Origin of the sequence: Brooklawnia cerclae (assembly GCF_011758645.1) — a bacterium.
GTDB classification, from domain to species: domain Bacteria; phylum Actinomycetota; class Actinomycetes; order Propionibacteriales; family Propionibacteriaceae; genus Brooklawnia; species Brooklawnia cerclae.
In genome coordinates, this window is sequence record NZ_JAAMOZ010000001.1 from 1,744,105 (window position 1) to 1,766,212 (window position 22,108).

General features: G+C 68.1%; 17 protein-coding genes. 9 read left to right on the plus strand and 8 right to left on the minus strand.

Annotation, left to right across the window (positions count from 1 at the left end):
• Nucleotides 1-70: 70 nt before the first annotated feature.
• Complete coding sequence (locus tag FB473_RS08090) at nucleotides 71-535, minus strand: hypothetical protein (protein WP_167166298.1); 465 nt, start codon at nucleotides 533-535, stop codon at nucleotides 71-73.
• A gap of 137 nt (nucleotides 536-672) precedes the next feature.
• Between FB473_RS08090 and treY the strand changes: the two genes are divergently transcribed.
• Complete coding sequence (gene treY, locus FB473_RS08095; protein ID WP_167166300.1) at nucleotides 673-3,381, plus strand: malto-oligosyltrehalose synthase; 2,709 nt, start codon at nucleotides 673-675, stop codon at nucleotides 3,379-3,381.
• Nucleotides 3,378-5,162, plus strand: a complete 1,785-nt coding sequence (treZ, locus tag FB473_RS08100; RefSeq protein ID WP_243863508.1) for a malto-oligosyltrehalose trehalohydrolase — start codon at nucleotides 3,378-3,380, stop codon at nucleotides 5,160-5,162. The genes treY and treZ overlap by 4 nt, the downstream gene beginning before the upstream one ends.
• Nucleotides 5,163-5,193: 31 nt before the next feature.
• Here treZ and FB473_RS08105 read toward each other — a convergent pair whose 3' ends face one another.
• On the minus strand, nucleotides 5,194-6,270 hold the full coding sequence (locus FB473_RS08105; RefSeq protein ID WP_167166302.1) for a YeiH family protein: 1,077 nt from the start codon (nucleotides 6,268-6,270) through the stop codon (nucleotides 5,194-5,196).
• A gap of 20 nt (nucleotides 6,271-6,290) precedes the next feature.
• Between FB473_RS08105 and FB473_RS08110 the strand changes: the two genes are divergently transcribed.
• The gene (locus tag FB473_RS08110) at nucleotides 6,291-7,214 is read left to right on the plus strand and encodes a LysR family transcriptional regulator (protein ID WP_167166304.1); all 924 of its coding nucleotides are present in this window, start codon (nucleotides 6,291-6,293) and stop codon (nucleotides 7,212-7,214) included.
• Here the strand turns inward: FB473_RS08110 and hrpA are convergent.
• From hrpA to FB473_RS08130, 4 genes are all read right to left on the minus strand, one after another.
• Nucleotides 7,186-11,316, minus strand: a complete 4,131-nt coding sequence (hrpA, locus tag FB473_RS08115; protein WP_167166306.1) for an ATP-dependent RNA helicase HrpA — start codon at nucleotides 11,314-11,316, stop codon at nucleotides 7,186-7,188. The genes FB473_RS08110 and hrpA overlap by 29 nt on opposite strands.
• Nucleotides 11,317-11,462: 146 nt before the next feature.
• Nucleotides 11,463-13,970, minus strand: a complete 2,508-nt coding sequence (locus FB473_RS08120) for a phosphoketolase family protein (RefSeq protein WP_167166308.1) — start codon at nucleotides 13,968-13,970, stop codon at nucleotides 11,463-11,465.
• 130 nt (nucleotides 13,971-14,100) lie between these two features.
• Nucleotides 14,101-15,039, minus strand: a complete 939-nt coding sequence (locus FB473_RS18235) for an AEC family transporter (RefSeq protein WP_167166309.1) — start codon at nucleotides 15,037-15,039, stop codon at nucleotides 14,101-14,103.
• Nucleotides 15,040-15,115: 76 nt separating this feature from the next.
• Nucleotides 15,116-15,316, minus strand: coding sequence for a hypothetical protein (locus FB473_RS08130; protein ID WP_167166311.1), 201 nt, complete (start codon nucleotides 15,314-15,316; stop codon nucleotides 15,116-15,118).
• Nucleotides 15,317-15,410: 94 nt separating this feature from the next.
• Here FB473_RS08130 and FB473_RS08135 point away from each other — a divergent pair, with 94 nt between their 5' ends.
• From FB473_RS08135 to FB473_RS08160, 6 genes are all read left to right on the plus strand, one after another.
• Nucleotides 15,411-15,932 (plus strand): VTT domain-containing protein, encoded by a 522-nt coding sequence (locus tag FB473_RS08135; protein WP_167166313.1) that lies wholly within the window; start codon nucleotides 15,411-15,413, stop codon nucleotides 15,930-15,932.
• 89 nt (nucleotides 15,933-16,021) lie between these two features.
• Complete coding sequence (locus FB473_RS08140; RefSeq protein WP_208390484.1) at nucleotides 16,022-16,657, plus strand: AzlC family ABC transporter permease; 636 nt, start codon at nucleotides 16,022-16,024, stop codon at nucleotides 16,655-16,657.
• On the plus strand, nucleotides 16,654-16,965 hold the full coding sequence (locus FB473_RS08145) for an AzlD domain-containing protein (protein WP_167166317.1): 312 nt from the start codon (nucleotides 16,654-16,656) through the stop codon (nucleotides 16,963-16,965). The genes FB473_RS08140 and FB473_RS08145 overlap by 4 nt, the downstream gene beginning before the upstream one ends.
• 126 nt (nucleotides 16,966-17,091) lie before the next feature.
• Nucleotides 17,092-17,265, plus strand: coding sequence for an antitoxin (locus FB473_RS08150; protein ID WP_167166318.1), 174 nt, complete (start codon nucleotides 17,092-17,094; stop codon nucleotides 17,263-17,265).
• Nucleotides 17,266-17,393: 128 nt separating this feature from the next.
• Nucleotides 17,394-17,726 carry a GNAT family N-acetyltransferase gene (locus FB473_RS08155; RefSeq protein ID WP_167166320.1) on the plus strand — a complete coding sequence of 111 codons (333 nt, stop codon included), beginning with the start codon at nucleotides 17,394-17,396 and terminating at the stop codon, nucleotides 17,724-17,726.
• 237 nt (nucleotides 17,727-17,963) lie between these two features.
• Entirely contained in the window at nucleotides 17,964-18,173 is a 210-nt protein-coding gene (locus FB473_RS08160; protein WP_167166322.1) for a hypothetical protein, read from the plus strand.
• A 515-nt stretch (nucleotides 18,174-18,688) separates the two neighbouring features.
• On the opposite strand, the gene FB473_RS08165 is transcribed toward FB473_RS08160, so the two are convergent.
• Nucleotides 18,689-21,475, minus strand: a complete 2,787-nt coding sequence (locus tag FB473_RS08165) for a vitamin B12-dependent ribonucleotide reductase (RefSeq protein ID WP_243863864.1) — start codon at nucleotides 21,473-21,475, stop codon at nucleotides 18,689-18,691.
• A 109-nt stretch (nucleotides 21,476-21,584) separates the two neighbouring features.
• Nucleotides 21,585-22,088 (minus strand): transcriptional regulator NrdR, encoded by a 504-nt coding sequence (gene nrdR, locus FB473_RS08170; RefSeq protein ID WP_167166326.1) that lies wholly within the window; start codon nucleotides 22,086-22,088, stop codon nucleotides 21,585-21,587.
• Nucleotides 22,089-22,108: the final 20 nt, after the last annotated feature.

Sequence of the window (22,108 nt, forward strand, 5' to 3'; positions counted from 1 at the left end):
CGGTTGTGGCAACGCAAGAATCCGGGTGGGGGGACGCTCGTCGCGCGTCCACCCACCCGGATGGTGGAACTCAGTTCTGGGTCTGGTCCTGCGCGGCGTCCTCAACCGCGTCGGCCACGTCATCAGCGGCTTGCGTCGCCTGCTCGGCTGCTTCCCCCGGGGTCGCGGGAGCGGCCTGGTCGAAAGACGCCTTGAGATCGGTGAACTTCGCCCCGAGGTCGGCCTTGAGCCCGTCGAACTTCTCGTCGAGATCGGAGTCCTCGTACTTGGCCTTCACACTGTCCGAGACCTCGCGGTACTTGTCGCCGATCGAAGTGGTGAAGCTGTGGAACTTGTCGTCCAGCTCCGTGTCGTCCAGCTTGTCCTTGACCGAACCCGCGAAGTCGTTGTAGCGGTCGGTGACCTCCTGCGTAAAGGAGGCCAGCTTGTCGTCGATGTCGGAATCCTCGTACTTGTCCTTGACGGAATCGACGAAGCTGTTGACGCGGGACTGCGCCTGCTTCGCGAAATCCTGGAGCCTGTCTCCAAAGTCCATGTCTGTCCCTTCCCTCCTGGCTGCGCCATCAAGCCTAGTGAACCAAAGGGCTTCGGCAGGCCAGGCGAGTGAAATCTCCGGGAAGGTCCCGGGTCGCCTGCTTCGCGGGTGCCGGGAGCGCTAGGTTGTATCTCACCATGCCTGCTGCTCGTGTCACTCAGACGACCCATCTGCCGTCGCTCGGACGCCGCACTCCGGTGTCGACCTACCGACTGCAGTTGGGCCCTGGCCTGACCTTCGACCAGGCGATCGGCTGCCTCGACTACCTCGACGACCTCGGTGTGACCGACCTCTATCTCAGCCCGATCCTGCAGGCCGCCCCGGGCAGCACCCACGGCTACGACGTCGTCGATCACACGCGCATCAGCGACGTCATGGGAGGCCGCGCCGGCTTCGAACGCCTGGCACGAGCCGCCCACAAGCGGGGAATGGGCGTCATCGTCGATGTCGTCCCCAACCACATGGGCGTGCCCACGCCGATCTACCACAATCGCGCGCTGTGGTCGGTGCTCAAGGACGGGCCGCAGTCGCCGTACGCGGGATGGTTCGACGGCACCGACGACGGCGACGGCATCCTCATGCCCTTCCTCGGCGCGCGGATCGGAACCGTGCTGAGCAACGACGAGATAACCCTCGAACGGCGTGTCATCCCCGGGTTCGAGGAGGACGGCGCCCAGCCGGTCCTCGCCTATTACGACCACGTGTTCCCGATTCGTGCGGGCACCGAACAGCTCCCGATCCCGGTGTGCATCGCTCAGCAGTACTACCGCCTCGCGTACTGGAAGGTCGCCTCCGAAGAACTGAACTTCCGCCGGTTCTTCGACGTCGACACGCTGCTGGCCGTGCGCGTCGAGGATCCCGGGGTGTTCGACGCCACGCACGCCCTGCTGCTCGAACTGTTCCACGCAGGCCTGATCGACGCGTTCCGTATCGACCACCCCGACGGCCTCGCCGACCCGCGCGGGTACATGCGTCGGCTGTCGAAGGCCACCGGCGGGGCCTGGATCGCGGCCGAGAAGATCCTCGAGGCCGACGAGCCCATGCAGGACGACTGGCCCGTGGCAGGTACGACCGGCTACGACGCGTCCTGGCGTATCGGCGCGCTGCAGGTCGACCCGAACGGTTACGGCGATCTCGGCTCGATCGCCCACGAGGTCGCCGGGGACATCCCCGGCACCCTCGATCAGGCGGTCGCCCAGGCCAAGCGGGAGATCACCACCACCTCACTCATCGCCGAGGTGCATCGCATCGCCGCCCTCGCCTATCAGATCTGCCGGGACGACATCATGCTGCGCGACCACACGCAGGGCTGGATCGCCAAGTGCGTGACCGAACTCGTCGTCGCCTTTCCCCGCTACCGCGCCTACGTCGTGCCCGGCGAGGAGGCCCCCGAGGAGGCGGTCGACCTGGTCGGCCAGGCAGCCGATCGGGCCCGCAGGGTGCTCGACCCGGAGCTCCACGACACCCTCGCCGTGGTCGTCGACCTCGTCCTCGGACGCGAAGTCGGCTCCCGGGGACGCGCTCAGCGCGAGCAGCGGGACGAACTGGTCGTCCGGTTCCAGCAGGTGTGTGGAGCGGTCACGGCCAAGGGGGTCGAGGACACCGCGTTCTACCGCTGGACGCATCTGGTCTCGCTGAACGAGGTCGGTGGCTCCCCCGCCACGTGGGGCATGTCCGCCGACGACTTCCATCGCTGGTGTTCGCAGACCGCCGACCACTGGCCCGCGACGATGACGTGCGGGACGACGCATGACACGAAACGTTCCGAGGACGTCCGCAGCCGCATCTCCGTGCTGGCGCAGTACTCGGGCGAATGGCGGACTCTGCTGGGCAAGCTCCACCGGTACGCGAGCAGCACCGAGGGCCACACCGAGAATCTCCTGTGGCAGGTACTCGCCGGCACCTGGACCGACGCCGGCCCGATCGAGCGGGAGCGCCTCGAGCAGTACATGGTCAAGGCAGCCCGCGAGCAGAAGATCTGGACCTCATGGACCAGCCCCAACAGCGAGGACGAGACGCGGCTCCTCGAGACCATCCGCTCGCTCTACGCCGACGACGTGGTCATCGGGACGCTCACCGACTGGTACGACTTCACACGGGAGTCCGCGCGAGTGGCGATCCTCGCCAGGAAGGCGATCCAGCTGACCTGTGTCGGCGTCGCCGACAACTACCAGTCCTGTGAGACGGTGCAGAACTACCTCGTGGATCCCGACAACCGGCAACCGGTCGACTTCGCGGCACTGGCCGCCACGACCGCCACCCTCAATCAGCACGAACCCGAGACCCTTGCCGAGGAGAAGCTTCACCTGACCAGGCAGATCCTGCGGCTGAGGCGGCGCCGCCCGGAGGTCTTCGTCGGGTCCGGGGCCGCCTACCGGCCGCTGCCCAGTTCCACAGGCCACGTGCTCAGCTTCGCGCGGGGTGACACACCCCAGGTCGTCACCATCGCGACCACGGCCTTCCGCTCCGCAGCCGAGGTGGAGGGCTTCAACGACCACACCGTCGTCCTGCCCGAGGGCCACTGGTTCGACGTGCTGACCGGCCGCGAATACGAGGCCGGCAACGTGGAACTGGCACCGATGCTCTCGCGGTTCCCCTGCGCTGTACTCGAGGACGTCTCCGACGGAGAGCGCACCACGACGATGCGCGCCGTCATGCAGGCGCCCCACCACCCGGTGCATCCGCGTCCCACTACGACCGAGGCCGACGCCGCCCCCGGAGGTCTGCTGGGATGGCTCACTCGCAGGTTCGGCGAAAGGGACCAGACCGAGCAGAAGAACGGACGCGAGGTGAACGGCACTCACCCGGTTCCCGCCGACAAGCCAAGACGGGATCGTCCCGAATGATGGCCTCCGACCGGGAGATCCGGCTGTGGGCGCCGCTGGCGAAGCGGGCGGACGCGGTGGTCGTCCCCGCTACACCGCGTGGCAGGCTCGACCGGCCGTTGTCCGCCGAGGAGCTGTCAGGGGCACAGTGGCTGCCGATGGCCCGGCTGGACGACGAGCACTGGGCGATCGCCCTGCCCGCGGGCACCGACTACCTCCTGTCGGTCGACGGAGGCGATCCCCGCCCCGATCCGCGGAGCGCCCGCCAGCCGTACGGCGTCCACGGGCCCTCCCGGGTCTTCGACGAGACCGCCTTCTCCTGGACCGATGGCGAGTGGGGCGGGCTCGACGTGCTCGGCGAGGTGTTCTACGAGCTCCACGTGGGCACCTTCACCCCGCAGGGAACGCTCGACGCCGCCATCGACCGGCTCGACCACCTCGTGAACCTCGGTGTGCGGGTCGTCGAGCTGATGCCGGTCGTCCCCTTCCCCGGCGAGCGCGGATGGGGCTACGACGGAGTGTCGCTCTACGCGGTTCACGAGGCCTACGGCGGGCCGGAGGCACTCCAGCGCTTCGTGGACGCCTGTCATGCGCGCAGGCTGGGCGTGTGCCTGGACGTCGTCTACAACCACTTCGGCCCGGCCGGGAACTACGCGTCCGTGTTCGCCCCCTACCTGACCGGTCGCCACCAGACCCCGTGGGGGGACGCCATCAACCTGGACGACGCGCACAGCGACGGCGTCCGGGCCTTCATCACCGACAACGCGTGCCGGTGGCTTCGCGATTTCCACGCCGACGCCCTGCGCCTGGACGCCGTCCACGAGCTCAGGGACGACTCGCCGGTCCACATCCTGGCCGAACTCAGCCGACGGGTCGACGATCTTCGCCCTGCGCTCGGGCGGCCCGTGTCCCTCGTCGCCGAGTCGGACCGGAACCAGCCCTCCACCGTGCTTTCCCGTGACGACGGCGGGCTCGGTCTGGACGCGCAGTGGGCCGACGACGTCCATCACGCCCTCCACGCCTACCTCACGGGCGAGCGGTTCGGCTACTACGTGGACTTCGGCTCGCCCGAGGTACTCGGCAAGGCGTTGGAGCACGTGTTCGTCCACGACGGTTCGTGGTCCACGTTCCGTGGCCGCCCCTGGGGCGCCCCGGTGCCCGACGATCTCGACCGCCGACGTTTCGTCGTGTTCACCCAGAATCACGACCAGGTCGGCAACCGGGGACGCGGGGACCGCCCCGACGCCCGGCTGGAGCCCGGCATCGTCGCCGGCGGGGCGGCGATCCTGCTGCTCGGCCCCTTCACCCCGATGCTCTTCCAGGGGCAGGAGTGGGGTACCACCCGTCCCTTCCAGTTCTTCACCGACCACGACCCCGACCTCGGGCGAGCGGTCACGGCCGGTAGGCTCCGCGAGTTCCAGGGACACGAGTGGTCGCAGATCTACGGCACGGACGCCGCGGTTCCCGACCCCCAGTCCCCCGCGACGTTCACCGCGAGCAAGCTCGACTGGGACGAACCGTCGCGTCCCGAGCACGCACGCATGCTCAGCTGGTACCGGACTCTGATCGATCTGCGCCGCGCCGAGTTGCCGGGCGACGGGTCCCCGGCGACGACCGCTCACGGGCCAGGCTGGTTCTCGATGACGTACGGCCCGTTCACGGTCGTCCTCGCACCGGGAACCGCGTCCGCCGATGTGGCCGTCCGTGCGTCCGGGCTCGTGACCGGCTTCGGGCAGGCCGAACTCGACACGTCCGGTGTGCTGTACCTGCCGGGCGGTTCCGTCGCCGTCCTGCGGAACTGAACGCTCGAGGCAGCGGCCGATCGGGGAGCCATCACCCGATCAGGAGCGTGCCGGTGAGGGCGACCGCAGACACGATCAGGGAGGCGATCACGCCCAGCACCACGGGACGGGCCCCGATACCGCGCAGCCTCCCCACGACGATGCCGGTTCCCAGCGCGGCCATCGCCATCGCCAGGCAGAAAGTCTGAACGAGCTTCACGGCCGCGGCCAACCCCGCCGGCACGCTGACGATCGAACCGACGACGACCATGGCCAGGAACCCGAGAACGAATCCCGGGACCAGCGGGGGACGGCGTCCGCCCGTGTGGGGCTCATCGGAGCGGCGCATGGCGATTCCCAGCGCAGCCATGACCGCCGCCAGCAGCACGACCCGGGCCAACTTGACGACCACCGCCACGGTCATGGCGTCCCCGCCGACGATCGCGGCGGCCGCGACGACCTGCGCCACCTCGTGGACGCTGCCTCCCACCCAGACCCCGGCGGCGTGACTGCTGAGGCCCAGCAGGTGGGCGAGGGCCGGGGTGACCGGGATCGCGATCGTGCCGAATACCACGACGAGCGCGAGTGCCGAGGCGGTCTCCTCGTCGTCGGCGCCGACGGTCTCACGGGCTGCCGCGACCGCGGCCGCACCACAGATCGAGCATCCACAGGCGATGAGCGCGGTCATTCGCGGAGGCACCCCCAGCAAACGGCCGATCAGCACCGTGCCACCCACCCCGAGTGTCACCACGCACACCACCAACAGCAGCGTGGGCCACCCCAGTCCGAGGAGCGAAGCGATCGGCACCTGAAGACCCAGCAGGACGATGCCGGCACGCAGCAGGGTCTTCGATGCCACCGCGATCCCGGGACGCCACGCCGACGGCACCGGACGTACGTTTCCCACCACCGCTCCGGCGACGATGGCCACCAGGAGCGCGCTGATGGTGGGGACGAACCGGTTGACGATCACCGCTGCGGCCGCGATGACGGCGCACGCCAGCAGGCCCTTCACCAGGGAGGACGGGGTGGGTGTGTCAGCGGCGATCGCTCGTTCACGAGCAGGAATGGACTTCACCCCAGCCACTGTGGCCGATCCCTGGGTGGTCCACCAGATCGAAGTGGACATGCCTGCCATATCATACCGATATGGCTTGGCCTGATCTTGCGGCTCTGGAACTCCTCGTTCGCGTGGGCGAACTGGAAAGCCTCACGCGCGCCGCGAGCGCCTGCGGCATCGCCCAACCCAATGCGTCCCGGACGATCGGCCGGCTCGAACGCCAGCTCGGTCACGCACTCGTCGTGCGCTCGTCGACCGGGTCGAGGCTCACTCCGACAGGCGCCCTGGTCGCCCAATGGGCCTCGCCCCTGCTCTCGGGGGCTGTGCAGTTCACCGCCGCGTTGGCGTCGCTCGGTGCGGAGCTCCGTCACGAGTTGGCCATCCTCGCCTCTCAGACGGTGGCCGAGTGCTATGCACCGCGGTGGCTCGCGGAGTACCACCGCACCAGGCCCGACACGGCGGTCAGGATGTCGGTGCACAACTCCACCCAGATCATGGACGCGCTGTCGGCCGGCGACGAGAGGCTCGGCCTCGTCGAGACCCCCACCCTGCGTCCCGGCCTCGCCCGACGCCTGATCGGCCACGACCAGCTCGTGGTCGTCGTCGGACGGGGGCACGCGTGGGCGCGGCGGCGCAGGCCGCTGTCGCTCGCCCAGTTGGCAGTGACAAGCCTGGTGGTGCGCGAGCAGGGCTCGGGCACCCGCGAGACGCTCGACCGGGCGCTCGCACGGTTCGACCCGGTGCCCCCGGAGCTCGTCGTCAGCAGCAACGCCGGCGTCCTGGCGAGTGTCGCCGCCGGCGCTGGACCGGCTGTCCTCAGCGAACGCGCCGTCTCGGCGGCCGTGTCGCTCGGCCAGGTGCGTCCCGTCCCGGTGGACGAGCCCCAGCGCCTGCGCCGTCCGCTCCATGCCGTGTGGAACCCCGGCGCGCCGTTGCTCGGCGCCGCGAGCGAACTCCTGGCCCTGGTGCAGGCGGCCTCGCGTCCTACGGGAGCGCCGCGATCGCCTTCCTGATCCGCTTCGGCGACACCGTCAGCGAGGTGCCGAGGGTCTGCGCGAACGCCTGGACGCGAAGTTCCTCGATCCAGAACCCGACGTCGTCCACGGCATCCGGCATCCGGCCCGGCGGGAGCGCACCGACCAGATCGTCGTACTCGTCGCTCACCTCGTCGATCGGGGCAATGAGTTGCGCTTCGCGCGCCGGGTTGGCGGCAGCCAGGTCGAGTCTCGCGATCATCGCCTTGAGGTAGCGGGGCAGGTGGTCGTACCAGGGATCGCGGATGTAGGAGATGAACCCATCGAACACCAGATTGTCGAGCTGTCCGAGCACCTCGGCGCCGATGGACGGCACCCGCGCAGCCTTCGCCCGCACCTCCCGGGCGAGTTCGAGGACGCTCGCCGCGGTGGTCACCACACGCCGCATCTGATCGGCCTGTTCCTGCCTCACCGCCAGGGCGAGACGCTCGAAGGCGGCCTCGTCCCTGACCGACGCAGGGTCGGTCACCCGGCGGGCGCATTGATCCACGGCTTTCAGCCGCGCGTCCGCCAGCAGACTGGGCACCGACGGGTAGGGCCCCGTCGGCAGCACGAGCTTCTCGGCGTTGCTGAGGTGCGAGACGGTCCACCGCGTCGGATCGGGGTTGACCAGGACGAGCAGGCGCCGCACGCCGAGCCTGTGGCTCGCGGCCTGCTGCTCGGGCGTGGTCGCCATGACGACCGTGACCGCGCGGCCGAGGTCCTTGAGCGCCGGATATCCGACGGCCGTGATGCCCGACCGGCGGATCTGCACCTGGGGCTCGATGGTGCCGAACGTCCACGACGTGGCCTCCACCGCCTTCGGCGCCGCACGGGTGATCGTCCGGCTGACCTGCTGGGACAGCTCCTGCCGTAGCGCCGCGAGATCGCGTCCGTAGCGCGACGGCTTACCCGGGGAGGTCACCTCGAAGCCGACCCGCAGGTGCGCGGGAACCAGGTCGGGCCGCCACTGATCCGCGTCCACCACGACGCCGGTCAGCGCCCTCAGCGCGCGGCCGAGCTCGTCACAGAATCGGCGTTCGTGATCCGGCGAGTGGTCTTCCAGCCACGTGAGGGCATTGCGCGCGTGATCGGGGGCGGGCACGAAGTTCGTACGCACCTGCTTGGGCAACGCTCTGACGAGTTCGGTGGCCAGCTCCAGGCGAAGTCCCGGCACCTGCCAGCTGAACGGCTCGGGCTCCAACTGGTTGAGCTGGGCGAGCGGCACGCGGACGGCGACCCCGTCGCGCTCGTGCCCGGGCTCGAACACGTAGCTGACCGGCAGGTTGAGCCCGGCGATCGGCCAGCGCTCGGGGAACCCGGCCAGGGCATCGTCCAGTTCGTCGGAGTCGGTGAGCATGTCGAGCGAGAACTCGAGCGCTGTGGGGTCGGGCTGACCCCGCCACCAGTCGTCGAACGTCGCGCCCGACACCACCGACGACGGCAACCGCAGGTCGTAGAAGTCGTAGACGTCCTGATCGTCCACCACCATTCCACGCCTCCGGATGCGGTCGGACGCGTCCTCCGCGTCGCGCAGCACGGCCGCGTTGTGGGCCAGGAAGCCGTGATCGGCGTGCGTGTCGGAGGGATGCCACTGCCCCTCGACCAACCCGGAACGGATGAAGATCTGACGGGCCACCGCCGCGTCGACCGACGCGTAGCCCACGGCCCGGTCGGCGATGATGGGCACGCCCAGCAAGGTCACCTTCTCGTAGGCAACCACGCTGGCCGAGCTGGACGACCAGTGCGGCTCGGAATAGCTGCGCTTCAGCAGGTGGGCGCCCACCTGCTCGACCCACTCGGGCTCGACGGCCGCCACCGTGCGGGCCCACAGCCGCGACGTCTCGACCAGTTCCACCGCCATCACCAGTTGCGGGTCGCGACGGGCCAGCGCCGATCCGGGTTGGATCGCGAACCGCGCTCCCCTGGCTCCCGCGTACTCGGTCACGGGACGACGGCGCCGTCCCTTCGCACCCGGCTCGCGGGCCGGCGGCGGGAGTTGGAGACCGACGTGCGACAAGAGCCCCGACAACACGGAGGTGAGCACCTGTTCGGTGGGCGCCTCGCGACCGTTGCGGTGCATGTCGAGGTCCTTGCACACCTGCTTGAGCTGGATGTGCAGGTCTTGCCACTCCCTGACCCGCAGGTAGTTGAGGTACTCGTCCCGGCACATCCGGCGGAACTGGTTGCCCGACAGCTCCCGGCGGCGCGTCTCCAGGTAACGCCAGAGCCGGACGATGGCCATGATGTCCCCACCCGGGTCGCCGCGGACCGAATCCGTTCCCGCGGACGAGATCTTGCCCGCGGAACCTGAATTCGTCCGCGACTTGTTCCCGCCTCGGCGTTTGCCCGCCAGCATCTGGGCACGCAGCGCGCCCGAGGTGTGCGCGGTGTGACGCAGGGGCTCCCCCGGCCCACCCGCATCCTGGAGATTCCCCTGTCGACCGTCCTGAAGATTGCCCTGTCGACTGTCCTGGAGATTGCCCTGCCGACGGTCCTTGAGCTCGTCGAAAGGACGGGCCGCCCCACCCGCATCCGAAGACTCCCGGCCGGCGTCCTCCAGGCCGTCGTCGGAGAAGAACCTCGCATGCAGCCGATCGGCCTCGTCCCGGTGTTCGGCGGGTCGCTCCCGCACGTCGGGGATGGCGAGGAACGAGACGACGACCAGCACCTCGCGCAGTGCATCCCGTCCGGACGCCTCGATGAGCATCCGCCCCAGCCTCGGGTCGATCGGGAGATCGGCCAGCGCACGTCCCACACGGGTGAGCCGGACGACCGAACCGCCCGGGACCTCCGAGCCCCGCCGAGCACCGCCAGCGCCTCGCGCCCCACCGGCACGCGGCTTCAGGGCGCCGAGTTCGTCCAGCAGCCTGATGCCGTCGCCGATCTGGCCGGCGTCCGGGGCCTCGACGAACGGGAAATCGGTGATGTCGCCCAAGTCGGCGCGAGCCATCTGCAAGATCACCGACGCCAGGTTCGTCCGCAGGATCTCGGGCTCGGTGAACTCCGGCCGCGACTCGTAGTCCTCCTGGGAGTACAGCCGCACACAAATGCCGGGGGCCACGCGACCGCAACGGCCCGCCCGCTGATTCGCCGACGCGCGGCTGATCGGCTCGATCGGCAATCGCTGCACCTTGGTGCGGGCGGAGTAGCGCGAGATGCGCGCCGTGCCCGCGTCCACCACGTAGCGGATGCCCGGCACGGTGACCGACGTCTCGGCGATGTTGGTGGACAGGATGATCCGGCGTCCGGCATGAGGGCTGAACACCCGATGCTGCTCGTTCGACGACAAGCGCGAATGCAGCGGAAGCACCTCGGTGCCGTCGAGGCGGGCATTGGTCAGCGCCGTGTCCGCGTCCCGGATCTCACGATCGCCGGAGCAGAAGACCAGGATGTCGCCGGGCCCTTCCGCCGACAGTTCCCTGACGGCACGGACGATGCCCTCGGCCTGCTCCAGCGGCTCGACCTCGGGCCGGTCGGGCTCGTCCAGCGGCCGGTAGCGCACCTCCACGGGGAAGGTGCGCCCCGACACCTCCACGACGGGTGCGTCCCCGAAGTGCTCACTGAACCGCGCGGTGTCGATCGTCGCCGAGGTGATGATGACTCTCAGGTCGCGGCGCCGGGGCAGCAACTGCTTCAGGTAACCCAGCAGGAAGTCGATGTTGAGGCTACGTTCGTGTGCCTCGTCGATGATGATCGTGTCGTAGTGCCGCAGCTCGCGGTCGCGGGTGATCTCGGCCAGCAGGATGCCGTCGGTCATGACCTTGATCCGCGTGTCCCGTCCGGCCTGGCGCGTGAACCGCACCTGGTAGCCGACGAGGTCGCCCAGCTGGACGTCGAGCTCGGAGGCGAGGCGTTCGGCCACGCTCCGCGCCGCGATCCGGCGCGGCTGGGTGTGGCCGATGTGCTCGCGCCCGATCTGCAGACAGATCTTCGGCAGCTGTGTGGTCTTGCCCGACCCCGTCTCGCCGGCGACCACGATCACCTGGTGATCACGCAGCAGGCCGGCGATCTCGTCGACGTGGGCGCTGATCGGCAGTGCGGGGTCGTAGGAGACCCGCGGCGCGGGGGACGTCAGGATGTTGGGCGCAGGATCACTCATCTCACAGCCAGCCTAGGCGTCGGGCCGAAGCGAGGCCCAGTCGGCGGGAATCACGGACAGCGGCCCAGCCTGCCAGACGCCGATGGGCGCCAGACGAGCCTGTCGAGACCCGTCCGGCGCCCATCAGGAAGGTTCCTGGCGGCTGCTCAGTGCTCCACGAGCACGTCGCCCTGCTCGGCACCCTCTGGAGCGTCGACCTGGGCGTCGAGCGCTTCGAGGCGCTCCTCCTCCGCCTTGTTGTCGAGGTCGTCCTTGGCGATCAGCGCCGTCTCCCAGGCGTGCGCACCGAGACGCCAGTCGCGCACCTCGGGCATGTCCTCCAGGTACTCGACGATGTAGTCCTCGTGCCGTCGCAACTGCTGCTCGCACCATTGGTACAGCTCGTGGCTGCCTGCCGGCTTGTTGCGGGCGTTGTTGATGCAGTCCATCACCAGGTGGTAGCGGTCGACCTCGTTGCGCACCACCATGTCGAACGGCGTGGTGGTGGTGCCCTGCTCGCGGAAGCCGCGAGCGCGGAAACGGTCGGCGTCCGGGCGTCCGTGGACGAGCTGATGGATCGCCCCCGGGTAGCCGTGGAAGGCGAAGACCACGTCGACGTCGTCGGTGAACAGATCGGAGAACTGCTTGGCGCTCATGCCGTGCGGGTGATCCTTCGTGCGGTAGAGCGTCATCAGGTCGACGACGTTCACGAAGCGCACCGTGAGTTCGGGCAGCTGCTGCTTGAGGATCTCGGCTGCCGCCACGGCCTCCATGGTCACCACGTCACCCGCACAGGCCAGCACGATGTCGGGCTTCTCGTCGCCCAGACCCTCGGTGCCCGCCCAGTCCCACACACCGAAACCGCGGGTGCAGTGTTCCTGTGCCTCGTCGATGCTCAGCCACTGGGGCTGGGGCTGCTTGTCCTGCACGATCAGGTTCACGCAGTTGCGCGACTTGAAGCAGGCGTCGGCGACCACCAGCAGGCTGTTGGCGTCCGGGGGCAGGTAGATGCGCGAGACGTCGCCCCGCAGGTTGAGCACGACCTGGAGCAACTCCGGTGACTGGTGCGAGAACCCGTTGTGGTCGTTGCGCCAGCAGGTGGAACTCAGCAGGACGTTGGTGCTCGGCACCTTCTTGCGCCACTCGAGGTGATTGGCCTCCTGGAGCCACTTGGCCTGCTGCATCGTCATGGACGCCGACACCATGCCGAATGCCTCATAGGACGCGAACACGCCATGGCGACCGGTCAGGGTATACCCGTCGAGCCATCCGTGACAGTTGTGCTCCGAGAGCACCTCCATGACCCGCCCGTTGGAGCTGAGCTTCTCGTCGATCATGTTGGTCCGCTCCATGAAGGTGCGGTCCGACACCTCGAGCACCGCGCCCAGGCGGTTCGAGTTCGTCTCGTCGGGGCAGAAGAGCCGGAAGTTGGTCGGGTTCTTCACGTAGATGTCGCGCATGAGCTCGCCCAGTTTGCGGGTCGACTCGATGCGATCGGTCGCGCGGGTCTCGGAAGTCACCTCGACCGCGTAGTCGCGGAAGTCGGGCAGGTCGAGATCGACGGTCAGCCGGCCGCCGTTCGCGTACGGGCTGGCCGACATGCGCTTGTCACCCACCGGATTGTTGGACGCCACCAGGTCGGTCAGCGTGCCGTCGGCGTGGAACAGCTCGTCGATGTTGTAAGAGCGCATCCACTCCTCGAGCGACGCCAGGTGGTCCAGATCGGTCTTCACACCGGACAGCGGCACCTGATGAGCACGCCATGTGCCCTCAACGGTGTTCCCGTCCACGGTGTGCGGGCCGGTCCACCCCTTCGGGGTGCGCAGCACGATCATCGGCCAGTGGGGGCGCTCACCATCCCAGTTGCCGCTGCGCGCGTCCGACTGGATCTGCTTGATCCGGTCGTAGCAGTACGTGAGGGCGTCGGAGAAGCGCTCGTGCATCCAGGGCAGATCGTCACCCTCGACCCAGACGACCTCGTACCCGTGCCCCTCGAACAGGGCGTTGACCTCTTCGGGATCCTTGCGGGCCAGCACCGTGGGGCTGGCGATCTTGGCGCCGTTGAGGTGCAGGATCGGTAGCACCGCGCCGTCGTGTACGGGGTTGAGGAAACTGATGCCCTTCCAGCCGCCCTCGAGCGGGCCGGTCTCGGCCTCGCCGTCGCCGACGACCGCCGTGACGAGCAGGTCGGGGTTGTCGAAGGCCGCGCCGAAAGCGTGGGACAGCGCGTAGCCGAGCTCACCACCCTCGTGGATCGAACCCGGGGTCGTGACCGAGGCGTGGCTGGGGATACCACCCGGCGCGCTGAACTGGCGGAACAGCCTGCGCAGACCGTCGGCGTCCTGGGTGACCTTCGGGAACACCTCCGAGTAGTAGCCCTCGAGATAAGCGGCAGCCACCAGCGCGGGCCCACCGTGACCGGGGCCGGCGATGTAGACGACGTCCTGACCGGTGTGCCGGATCAGGCGGTTGATATGGGAGTAGATGAAGCTGAGACCTGCGCTCGTCCCCCAATGGCCCAACAGACGAGGCTTGATGTCGTCCGGGCTGAGGGAGCGGGTCAGCAGCGGGTTTTCCTGAAGGTAGATCTGTCCGACGATCAGGTAGTTCGCGGCGCGCCACCAGGCGTCCACGCGTCGGAGTTCATCCTTGGAGAGTTTCGGGACAGATGCCATGTCTCCACGCTAACCGCCCCGCGAGCACGATAATGCAACTTGCGCATTCCGGATGGCCAACAAAGTTGCCATCCATGCGTGATAAGTGCAGCAGCATGTTCCGGATTGGCTGCCAACCCGGCGTATTCGCTCACACCACCGCGTGGACGAGGGCGGCGAGCATCGTGACGGTCGGTATGGAGGCGAACGACGTGATGAAGATGGCATCGCGGGCCAACTGCACCGACTGCTCACCGCGCATCGCGAACACGAACACGTTCTGTGCCGTCGGCAGGCCTGCCATGACAGTCACCGCGAGCACCGTCGTCGGATCGAGATGGAACACCCAGTGCGCGAGGACCAGCGCGATGAGCGGCTGGACGACGACCTTGAGCACCGACACCGTCACCGTCTCGGTCACATTGCCCTGCCCGGGCAGCGGACCCAACCGCAGTGAGATGCCGAAGGCCAACAGCATCGCAGGCACGGCGATTCCACCGACCAGCGAGATCGTGTCGGTGACCACCGTGGGCAGGGGGACGTCCAGCAGGTTCACGACCAGCCCGGCCAGCACACCCAGGGTCATCGGATTGCGCACCGGCAGCGTCGCGTTGCTCAGCCACGAGGTGGGGCGTCCCTGGCGCCGCGCGACCAGCGCGTCCAGGATGCTCAGCCCCACCGGTTGCAGGAAGACCACCTGGATGAGGAGGATCGGCGCCACCCAACTGGTGTCGTGCAACACATAGTTGGCGATGGGCAGCCCCATGTTGTTCGCGTTGACGTAGCAGGACGCGAACCCACCGATCACCTGGTGGCCCGCCGAACGCTTCCACACCACCATGGCCAGCACCTGGTAGATCCCCAGCGTCGCGAAGATCGCGATCAGCGAGACGACGACGTTGGTGGAGAAGATGCGTCCCAACTCGGCGACCCGCAGGCTGCTGAACAGCAGAGCGGGAAGGCCGACCAGGAACGAGACCTTCGACAGCAGCCTCTGTGCCGACTCGTCGAGCACCTTCAACTGCGCCAGCGCCCATCCCAGGCCGATGACCGCCCAGATGGTGAAGAAGCCCGCCAGCACGTCTGCCACGAGGGTTCAGCTTACGACGCACGGCGCCGCATGGGCACCGAACGCGCCTGATGGGACGCGGGCCGCGTCCCCGGGCTCAGCGCCTCAGTTCCCTGACCCGCTGGGGATCGATGTAGAGGTGCACTTCCCCCGTCTGCTGATCGACAGTCGCCTTCAGCGGCACACGACGTCTCTTCTGCCAGTTCCCGGGTTGCGAGATCTCCACAGGGAAGACGCCCTGCGCATGCACGTCGAGCCCGATCAGCGGCTGGTCCGGGGGCACTTTTCGTCCGAACATCGTCCCTCCTCATTGGTCCGATCCCCATCATCGTCCCTGGGACGCGGGATCGGGCGCAGGTAGATTGTGAGCATCGCCCGACAGGAGGACGCCCGTGAACCCACTGGCCTGGGACGCCCCCAAGCTGGTCGTCTACGCCGCACTGTTCGTCATCGTCACCTGCCGGGCGACCGGCACCTACTGGGTGGGACGGGGCGTCGTGAGCGGAATCGGCCACAGCCGCTTCAAGCGGATCCTGGCCGACTCCCGCTACCGTCGCGCGGCCGACATCGTGGCCCGCTACGGTGCTCCCGCTGTCGCGCTGTGCTTCGTGACCGTCGGGTTCCAGACGATGGTGCTCGTCGCCGCCGGGGTGGCCCGCATGCCCGCTCCGCGTTTCGTGCCCGCCGTGGCCGTGGGCGGAGTGGCCTGGGCCCTGATCTACGGCACCGTGGGCTTCGTCGGGCTGGAGCTGTGGCTGGCCGCCTACCGCCTGTCGCCGAGTCTGACCATCGTGGGCTCGCTCGCCCTGGCGGCGGCCGCCGCCCTCTTCGTCCTCGTGCAACACCGCGTCCGACGCCGCTCGCCGCACGCGCCGGCCACCGCTGCGGACGATCACTCTGCAGACGCCGCATAAGAGACAGGGGACGACCGTTCCCCATGGGCTACGGTTGGCGGGTGCCTGCCTCTGCTCCCGCTCGTCGTGGCCCCGGCCCAGCGGTACGAATGGGACTGTCGGTATCGATCGCCACCGGCCTGTACGGGGTGTCGTTCGGGGCGTTGTCGATGGCCGCGGGCCTCGATCGTGTGCAGACGCAGCTGTTGAGCGCCCTCATGTTCACCGGTGGCTCACAGTTCGCCTTCATCGGCGCGATAGCCGGTGGTGGCGGTGGTGCACTGGCGGCAGCCAGCCTTCTCGGCGTTCGCAACGCCGTGTACGGGGCCCAACTCAACGCCGCACTGAAGCCACGGGCGATCGTCAAGCCCGTCATGGCCGAACTGTCCATCGACGAATCGTTCGCCACCTTCGCCGCCCAGGACGATCCGGCCGAACGACGACGAGGTTTCTGGGCCGCCGGCATCGGCGTCTGGGTGCTGTGGAACCTGTTCACCTTCATCGGTGCCTGGGCGGGCGAGTCCCTCGGGGATCCGAAACGATGGGGCCTCGACGGTGCGGCCACCGCCGCGTTCCTGGGGCTCCTGTGGCCCCGGCTGAGGAGCCGTGACGCCGTCGCCGTCGCCATCACGTGCGCGGTCGTGACCGTCATCGCGGTTCCGCTCGTCCCCGTCGGCACTCCCCTGCTGCTCGCCGCCGTGGTCGCGGTCGGCATGAGCGCGATCACGCATCGAGGACGCCGATGAGTCTCACCGCGTGGGTCCTGCTCGCATGCCTGGTCGCTTTCGCCACCAAACTCGTCGGCTACCTCCTACCCCATCGGCTGCTCGAATCGGAGCGGTTCGGACGGGTGAGTCGCGCGATGACGATCGGCCTGCTCGCGGCGCTGGTCGCGTCCAACGCCTTCGCGTCCGGAAGCCACATCGAACTCGACTCGCGTGTCCTGGCCCTGGTGGTCGCCGGGGTCGCGCTGTGGGCCCGGGCACCCTTTCTTCTGGTCGTCGTGTTGGGTGCTCTCGCCGCTGCTCTGGGACGAGCCGCCGGACTGCCGTGAGGCGCCCACCGGCCGGTTATCGCTCAGCGAGAACTTGTGCCGATCCTCTGCAGTTGAAGCCTTGACGGCCTACTCTGGAGTGGCGCTGGGCAGCCGCCGGCACGAGTCGAGAGAAAGGAGGTCCTGATGGGTACGTTCGACGACATCAAGGCCGCCGTCGCAGGCCATGAGGACCAGGTGGAGCAAGTCATCGACAAGGTCGGTGATCTGGTCGACGAGAAGACCGAGGGCAAGTTCGCCGCTCAGGTCGACCAGGCTCAGAACTTCCTCAAGGACCAGATCGACGATGCCAAGGCCTGAACAGGCCGAAGGCTTCAGGCGGCCGTGAGCCGTCAAAGACACACCCTATGTATCTGACTGGGGGTCGGCATGGCGCCGGCCCCCAGTCCCGTCTTCCGTATCGAGTTGGAGGGGCCGAGGAGGATGTCATGGGCCAGACCCACGTGACCGACAACAAGCAGGCGCACCGTTTCGAGATCTCCGTGGACGGCGAACCGGCCGGCTTCGCGGACTACATGCTCGCCGACGACCTCATCGTGTTCACCCACACCGAGGTGGACGACGCGTTCGCCGGACGCGGGCTCGGCTCCCAGCTCGTCCGGGCCGCGATGGACGACGTGCGAGCCGAAGGAACCCGCCAGGTGCTCACGACCTGTTCCTTCGTCCAGGCGTGGCTCGATCACCATCCCGACTACACCAGTCTTCGCTACGGCATGAGCAGCGGGCGCGCTCCTGTCCCGGACGACACCCAGCAGCGCTGATCGCAGCGTCCAGGGCGGTACGCGAACACCGGTACTTGAGTTTTCATCTTCCCTCGTCCCTCGCCCGGACAGCGAGTTACATTCCTCGTGCCAGCCGCACGGAATGGCGCGGCGGGGTGTCCACCCGGTGGCGCCAGGAACACCGAGGTCTCGCTCACGTCCGCGAAGGCCACCCATGACCACGGCCGTCGAATCGGCCGTCCACTGGACCCTGCCGGTGTTGCTCCCGGTCGCCGCGTGGCTGTTCCTGTTCCGGCCCGCGCTGAGCGACGCGGCTGGGCGGTCGTCCCTCTGCGCGGCACCCATCCCGAGATCGCACTGCGCCACACCGCGGGATGGTCCCCCATCGCGGCGAGCGCCGACTTCCGCGTCGAGGCGCCCTACGGCCCGCAATGGACGATCTACGCGGAGCCCGAGTTCCTCCCCCTGGCCAGCTGTGGGCGGTGATCGACGTCCTGATGGCGAACGCGGCGGCAGACGGCATGCCGCTGATCCCTGGCATTCCGCCGGAGTCCACGTCGTCGGACGGTCGGCAGCCGAGTTTCACCCCCGAGACGGCCCGCGGACTGCTTGGACGTATCGGGCGCCACGTGACCTAGCCGCCGATCGGGAGAAGCGACGTTGCGGGCCCGTTCTCCTCGGCACCGCGCTGCTGTTCGGCGGGCTGTACGCAGCGGGATTCCTGCTCACCGGCGATGCCCTGTTCTTCTTGCACCAGAGTTGAGCGATTCCCGGGCCGGCGGCCCCCTGCGGGCGAACCCGCGTGACACAGTTCCTTCAAATCAGGCCGGGCGGTGGCTCACGTCAGCATCACCCGTAGCCACCAGGTCAGGCCGAAAAATTTGAAGGAACTGTGTCACGGCCTGGCCCGGTGACTCCGGGTGCGAACGTGTTTTCTGCCCCACACAGACGGCGGGCCGGCCCCTCCCGGAGGAGGAACCGGCCCGCCGTCAGGGCGTCGACTAGCTGCAGCCGCTGGTCGAGCCGCAGCCCTCGCAGACGTAGCAGCTTCCGGACGGCCGCATCTTCGTGCCGCAGGTCATGCACAGTGGCGCGTCCACCGCCAAGCCCGTCATGGTCTCGAGCAACTCGGCCGTGGTGTGCGGCTTCGCCTCGATCAGCACCGGCTGGAGCGGCCCGGCACCGTCGACCCGGAGGTCGTCGCCCGCGTCGTTCTTGAGCTGCTCCGACTCAGGCATCTCGGCCGCTTCCTCCTCCGAGAGGTAGCTGCCCGTCTCCACGTAGCGAGCGCGCTCGGACGCGGTGTAGATGCCCAACTCCGCCCGCTCGTCGAACGAGAGGTAATCGAGCGCCAGCCGCCGGAAGATGTAGTCCATGATCGACTGGGCGATCCGGATGTCCGGGTCGTCGGTCATGCCGGCGGGCTCGAACTTCAGGTTCGTGAACTTCTGGACGAAGCTCTCCAGCGGCACCCCGTACTGCAGGCCGATCGACACCGCGATCGAGAACGCGTCCATCACACCGGCCAGGGTCGACCCCTGCTTGCCGAGCTTCAGGAACACCTCACCCAGACGCCCGTCGTCGTACGAACCCGAGGTCATGTAGCCCTCGGCCCCCGCCACGGAGAAGCTCGTGGTGCGGCCCGAACGCGACTTGGGCAGGCGCTGGCGGCGCGGTCGGTACTCGATGCGCACCTCGGGCTCCGGAGTCGCGGCCTTCTCGTCGACCTTCTTCGCGTCCGACAGCGGCTGACCGACCTTGCAGTTGTCGCGGTAGACCGCGATCGCCTTGAGGCCCAGGCGCCAGCCCTCCATGTACACGTCGGCGATATCGTCGACCGACGCACTCTCGGGCAGGTTGACGGTCTTGCTGATCGCACCCGACAGGAACGGCTGCACAGCGGCCATCATGCGCACGTGCCCCATCGGCTTGATCGCCCTGGCGCCCATGGCGGTGTCGAAGACCTCGTAGTGCTCGGGCCTCAGGCCCGGGGCGTCGATGACATTGCCGTGCTCGCTGATGTGCGCGACGACCGCCTCGACCTGCTCCGGCTGGTAGCCGAGGTTCTTGAGGGCCTGGGGCACCGTCTGGTTGACGATCTGCATCGAGCTGCCGCCGACCAGCTTCTTGAACTTGACCAGCGAGAAGTCGGGCTCGATGCCCGTGGTGTCGCAGTCCATCATGAAGCCGATGGTGCCGGTCGGGGCCAGCAGGGACGCCTGGGCGTTGCGGAACCCGTTGTGGGCGCCGAGTTCGATCACGTGCTCCCACTCATGGCCGGCGGCGTCACGCACCTCGCGGTCGAGCGAGTGCAGCGGCCGGAGGTCGTCGTTCGCGGTCTGGTGCTTGCGCATCACCCGCTGGTGGGCATCGGCGTTGCGGGCGTACCCCGTGTAGGGGCCGACCACAGCGGCCAGTTCTGCGCTGCGCCGATAGGCGACGGCAGTCATCAACGAGGTGATGGCGGCGGCGAGCGCGCGTCCGCCCTCCGAGTCGTATCCCTTGCCGAGCGCCATCAACAGGGCGCCCAGGTTCGCATACCCGATGCCGAGCTGACGGTAGTCGCGGGTGGTCTTCGCGATCGGCTCGGTCGGGAAGTCGGCGAACGTGATCGAGATGTCCATGGCGAGGATGATCAGTTCGACGGCCTTGGTGAACCGGGCGGTGTCGAAGGTGTCGTCCGGACGCAGGAACTTCATGAGGTTGAGGCTCGCCAGGTTGCACGACGAGTTGTCCAGGCTCATGTACTCCGAGCACGGGTTGGACGCGGTGATGCGTCCCGACTCGGGGTTGGTGTGCCAGGCGTTGATCGTGTCGTCGTACTGCAATCCGGGGTCGGCGCACTCCCACGCGGCCTGGGCGATCTTGCGGAACAACTCGGGAGCGGCGACCGTGTCGATGACCTCACCGGTCGTGCGTGCCCTCAGGCCGAACGAGCCACCGTCGACGACGGCCTGCATGAACTCGTCACTCACCCGCACGGAGTTGTTCGCGTTCTGGTACTGCACCGAGGCGATGTCCCTGCCGCCCAGGTCCATGTCGAAACCGGCGTCGCGCAGAACGCGGATCTTCTCCTCCTCGCGGGCCTTGGTCTCGACGAACTCCTCGATGTCGGGGTGATCGACGTCGAGGACGACCATCTTCGCGGCCCGGCGGGTCGCGCCACCCGACTTGATCGTGCCCGCCGACGCGTCCGCGCCACGCATGAAGCTCACCGGGCCCGAGGCGGTGCCGCCGGACGAGCGGAGCAGTTCCTTGGACGAACGGATCCGCGAGAGGTTCAGGCCGGCACCCGAGCCGCCTTTGAAGATCATGCCCTCCTCGCGGTACCAGTTCAGGATCGACTCCATCGAGTCGTCCACACTGAGGATGAAGCAAGCGCTGACCTGCTGCGGTGCCTCCGTGCCCACGTTGAACCACACGGGCGAGTTGAAGCTGAAGTACTGGTGCAGCAGCAGCCACGTGAGCTCGTCGGCGAAGACGCCCGCATCGGCCTCGGAAGCGAAATAGCCGTTGTCGAGGCCGGTCTGGCGATACTTGCCGACGACGCGGTCGATGAGCGTCTTCAGGCTGGCCTCGCGCCGGGGTGTGCCCAGCGCCCCCCGGAAGTACTTCGTGGTGACGATGGTGGACGCGTTGACGCTCCAGAAGTCGGGAAACTCGACGCCATGCTGTTCGAAGACGGTCTCCCCGGTCTTCCAGTTCGTCTGGACGACGTCACGCAGTTCCCAGGTCACCTGGTCGTACGGGTGCACCCCTTCGGTGGTGAACACACGCTCGATGGTCATTCCGCGGCCTGCGGACTGCAGGTCGGTCCTCTGGTCATACGTCGTGTCGGTCACGATCTTCTCCTGCTCATGAGTGATGGCGGTGGGTGGGTTGGTGCGCGCTGACGGATCAGTGCGTGGCGGTCGGTTCGAGGTCCTGGTCGCCCAGATCCCCTGCTTCGGCCAGTAGCTCGGTGGCGCGCATCCGGGCGATCTCGTCCAAGAAGTCGTCGACCGAGTTGTAGTGCTTGTAGACGCTCGCGAAGCGCAGATAGGCCACGGGGTCGAGTTCGCTCAACGGGCCGAGGATGGCCACACCGACGTCCTCCGTCGGGATCTCGGCCTGGCCGGACGCGCGTACGGCCTCCTCGACAGCCTGCCCGAGCCGTGCCAACTGGGCTTCGGTGACAGGACGCCCCTTGCAGGCCTTCCGGACGCCGGCTACGACCTTGTCGCGATTGAACGGTTCGACCACACCGGACTTCTTCACCACGACCAGTTGCATCTGCTCGATCGTCGTGAAACGCCGTTCGCATGCCGGGCACTGACGACGACGGCGGATGCTCGCACCGTCCTCGGAGACCCGGGAGTCGAGCACGCGCGAGTCGCAATGGTGACAATAGGGGCAGTGCATCGTTCCTCCTCGGCTGCCGT

Excerpts from the sequence above, each read along its gene's own strand:
- FB473_RS08090 (WP_167166298.1), bottom strand. The coding sequence starts at position 535 with ATGGACTTTGGAGACAGGCTCCAGGATTTCGCGAAGCAGGCGCAGTCC.
- treY (WP_167166300.1), top strand. The coding sequence starts at position 673 with ATGCCTGCTGCTCGTGTCACTCAGACGACCCATCTGCCGTCGCTCGGA.
- treZ (WP_243863508.1), top strand. The coding sequence starts at position 3,378 with ATGATGGCCTCCGACCGGGAGATCCGGCTGTGGGCGCCGCTGGCGAAG.
- FB473_RS08105 (WP_167166302.1), bottom strand. The coding sequence starts at position 6,270 with ATGTCCACTTCGATCTGGTGGACCACCCAGGGATCGGCCACAGTGGCT.
- FB473_RS08110 (WP_167166304.1), top strand. The coding sequence starts at position 6,291 with ATGGCTTGGCCTGATCTTGCGGCTCTGGAACTCCTCGTTCGCGTGGGC.
- hrpA (WP_167166306.1), bottom strand. The coding sequence starts at position 11,316 with ATGAGTGATCCTGCGCCCAACATCCTGACGTCCCCCGCGCCGCGGGTC.
- FB473_RS08120 (WP_167166308.1), bottom strand. The coding sequence starts at position 13,970 with ATGGCATCTGTCCCGAAACTCTCCAAGGATGAACTCCGACGCGTGGAC.
- FB473_RS08130 (WP_167166311.1), bottom strand. The coding sequence starts at position 15,316 with ATGTTCGGACGAAAAGTGCCCCCGGACCAGCCGCTGATCGGGCTCGAC.
- FB473_RS08140 (WP_208390484.1), top strand. The coding sequence starts at position 16,022 with ATGGGACTGTCGGTATCGATCGCCACCGGCCTGTACGGGGTGTCGTTC.
- FB473_RS08145 (WP_167166317.1), top strand. The coding sequence starts at position 16,654 with ATGAGTCTCACCGCGTGGGTCCTGCTCGCATGCCTGGTCGCTTTCGCC.
- FB473_RS08150 (WP_167166318.1), top strand. The coding sequence starts at position 17,092 with ATGGGTACGTTCGACGACATCAAGGCCGCCGTCGCAGGCCATGAGGAC.
- FB473_RS08155 (WP_167166320.1), top strand. The coding sequence starts at position 17,394 with ATGGGCCAGACCCACGTGACCGACAACAAGCAGGCGCACCGTTTCGAG.
- FB473_RS08165 (WP_243863864.1), bottom strand. The coding sequence starts at position 21,475 with ATGACCATCGAGCGTGTGTTCACCACCGAAGGGGTGCACCCGTACGAC.
- nrdR (WP_167166326.1), bottom strand. The coding sequence starts at position 22,088 with ATGCACTGCCCCTATTGTCACCATTGCGACTCGCGCGTGCTCGACTCC.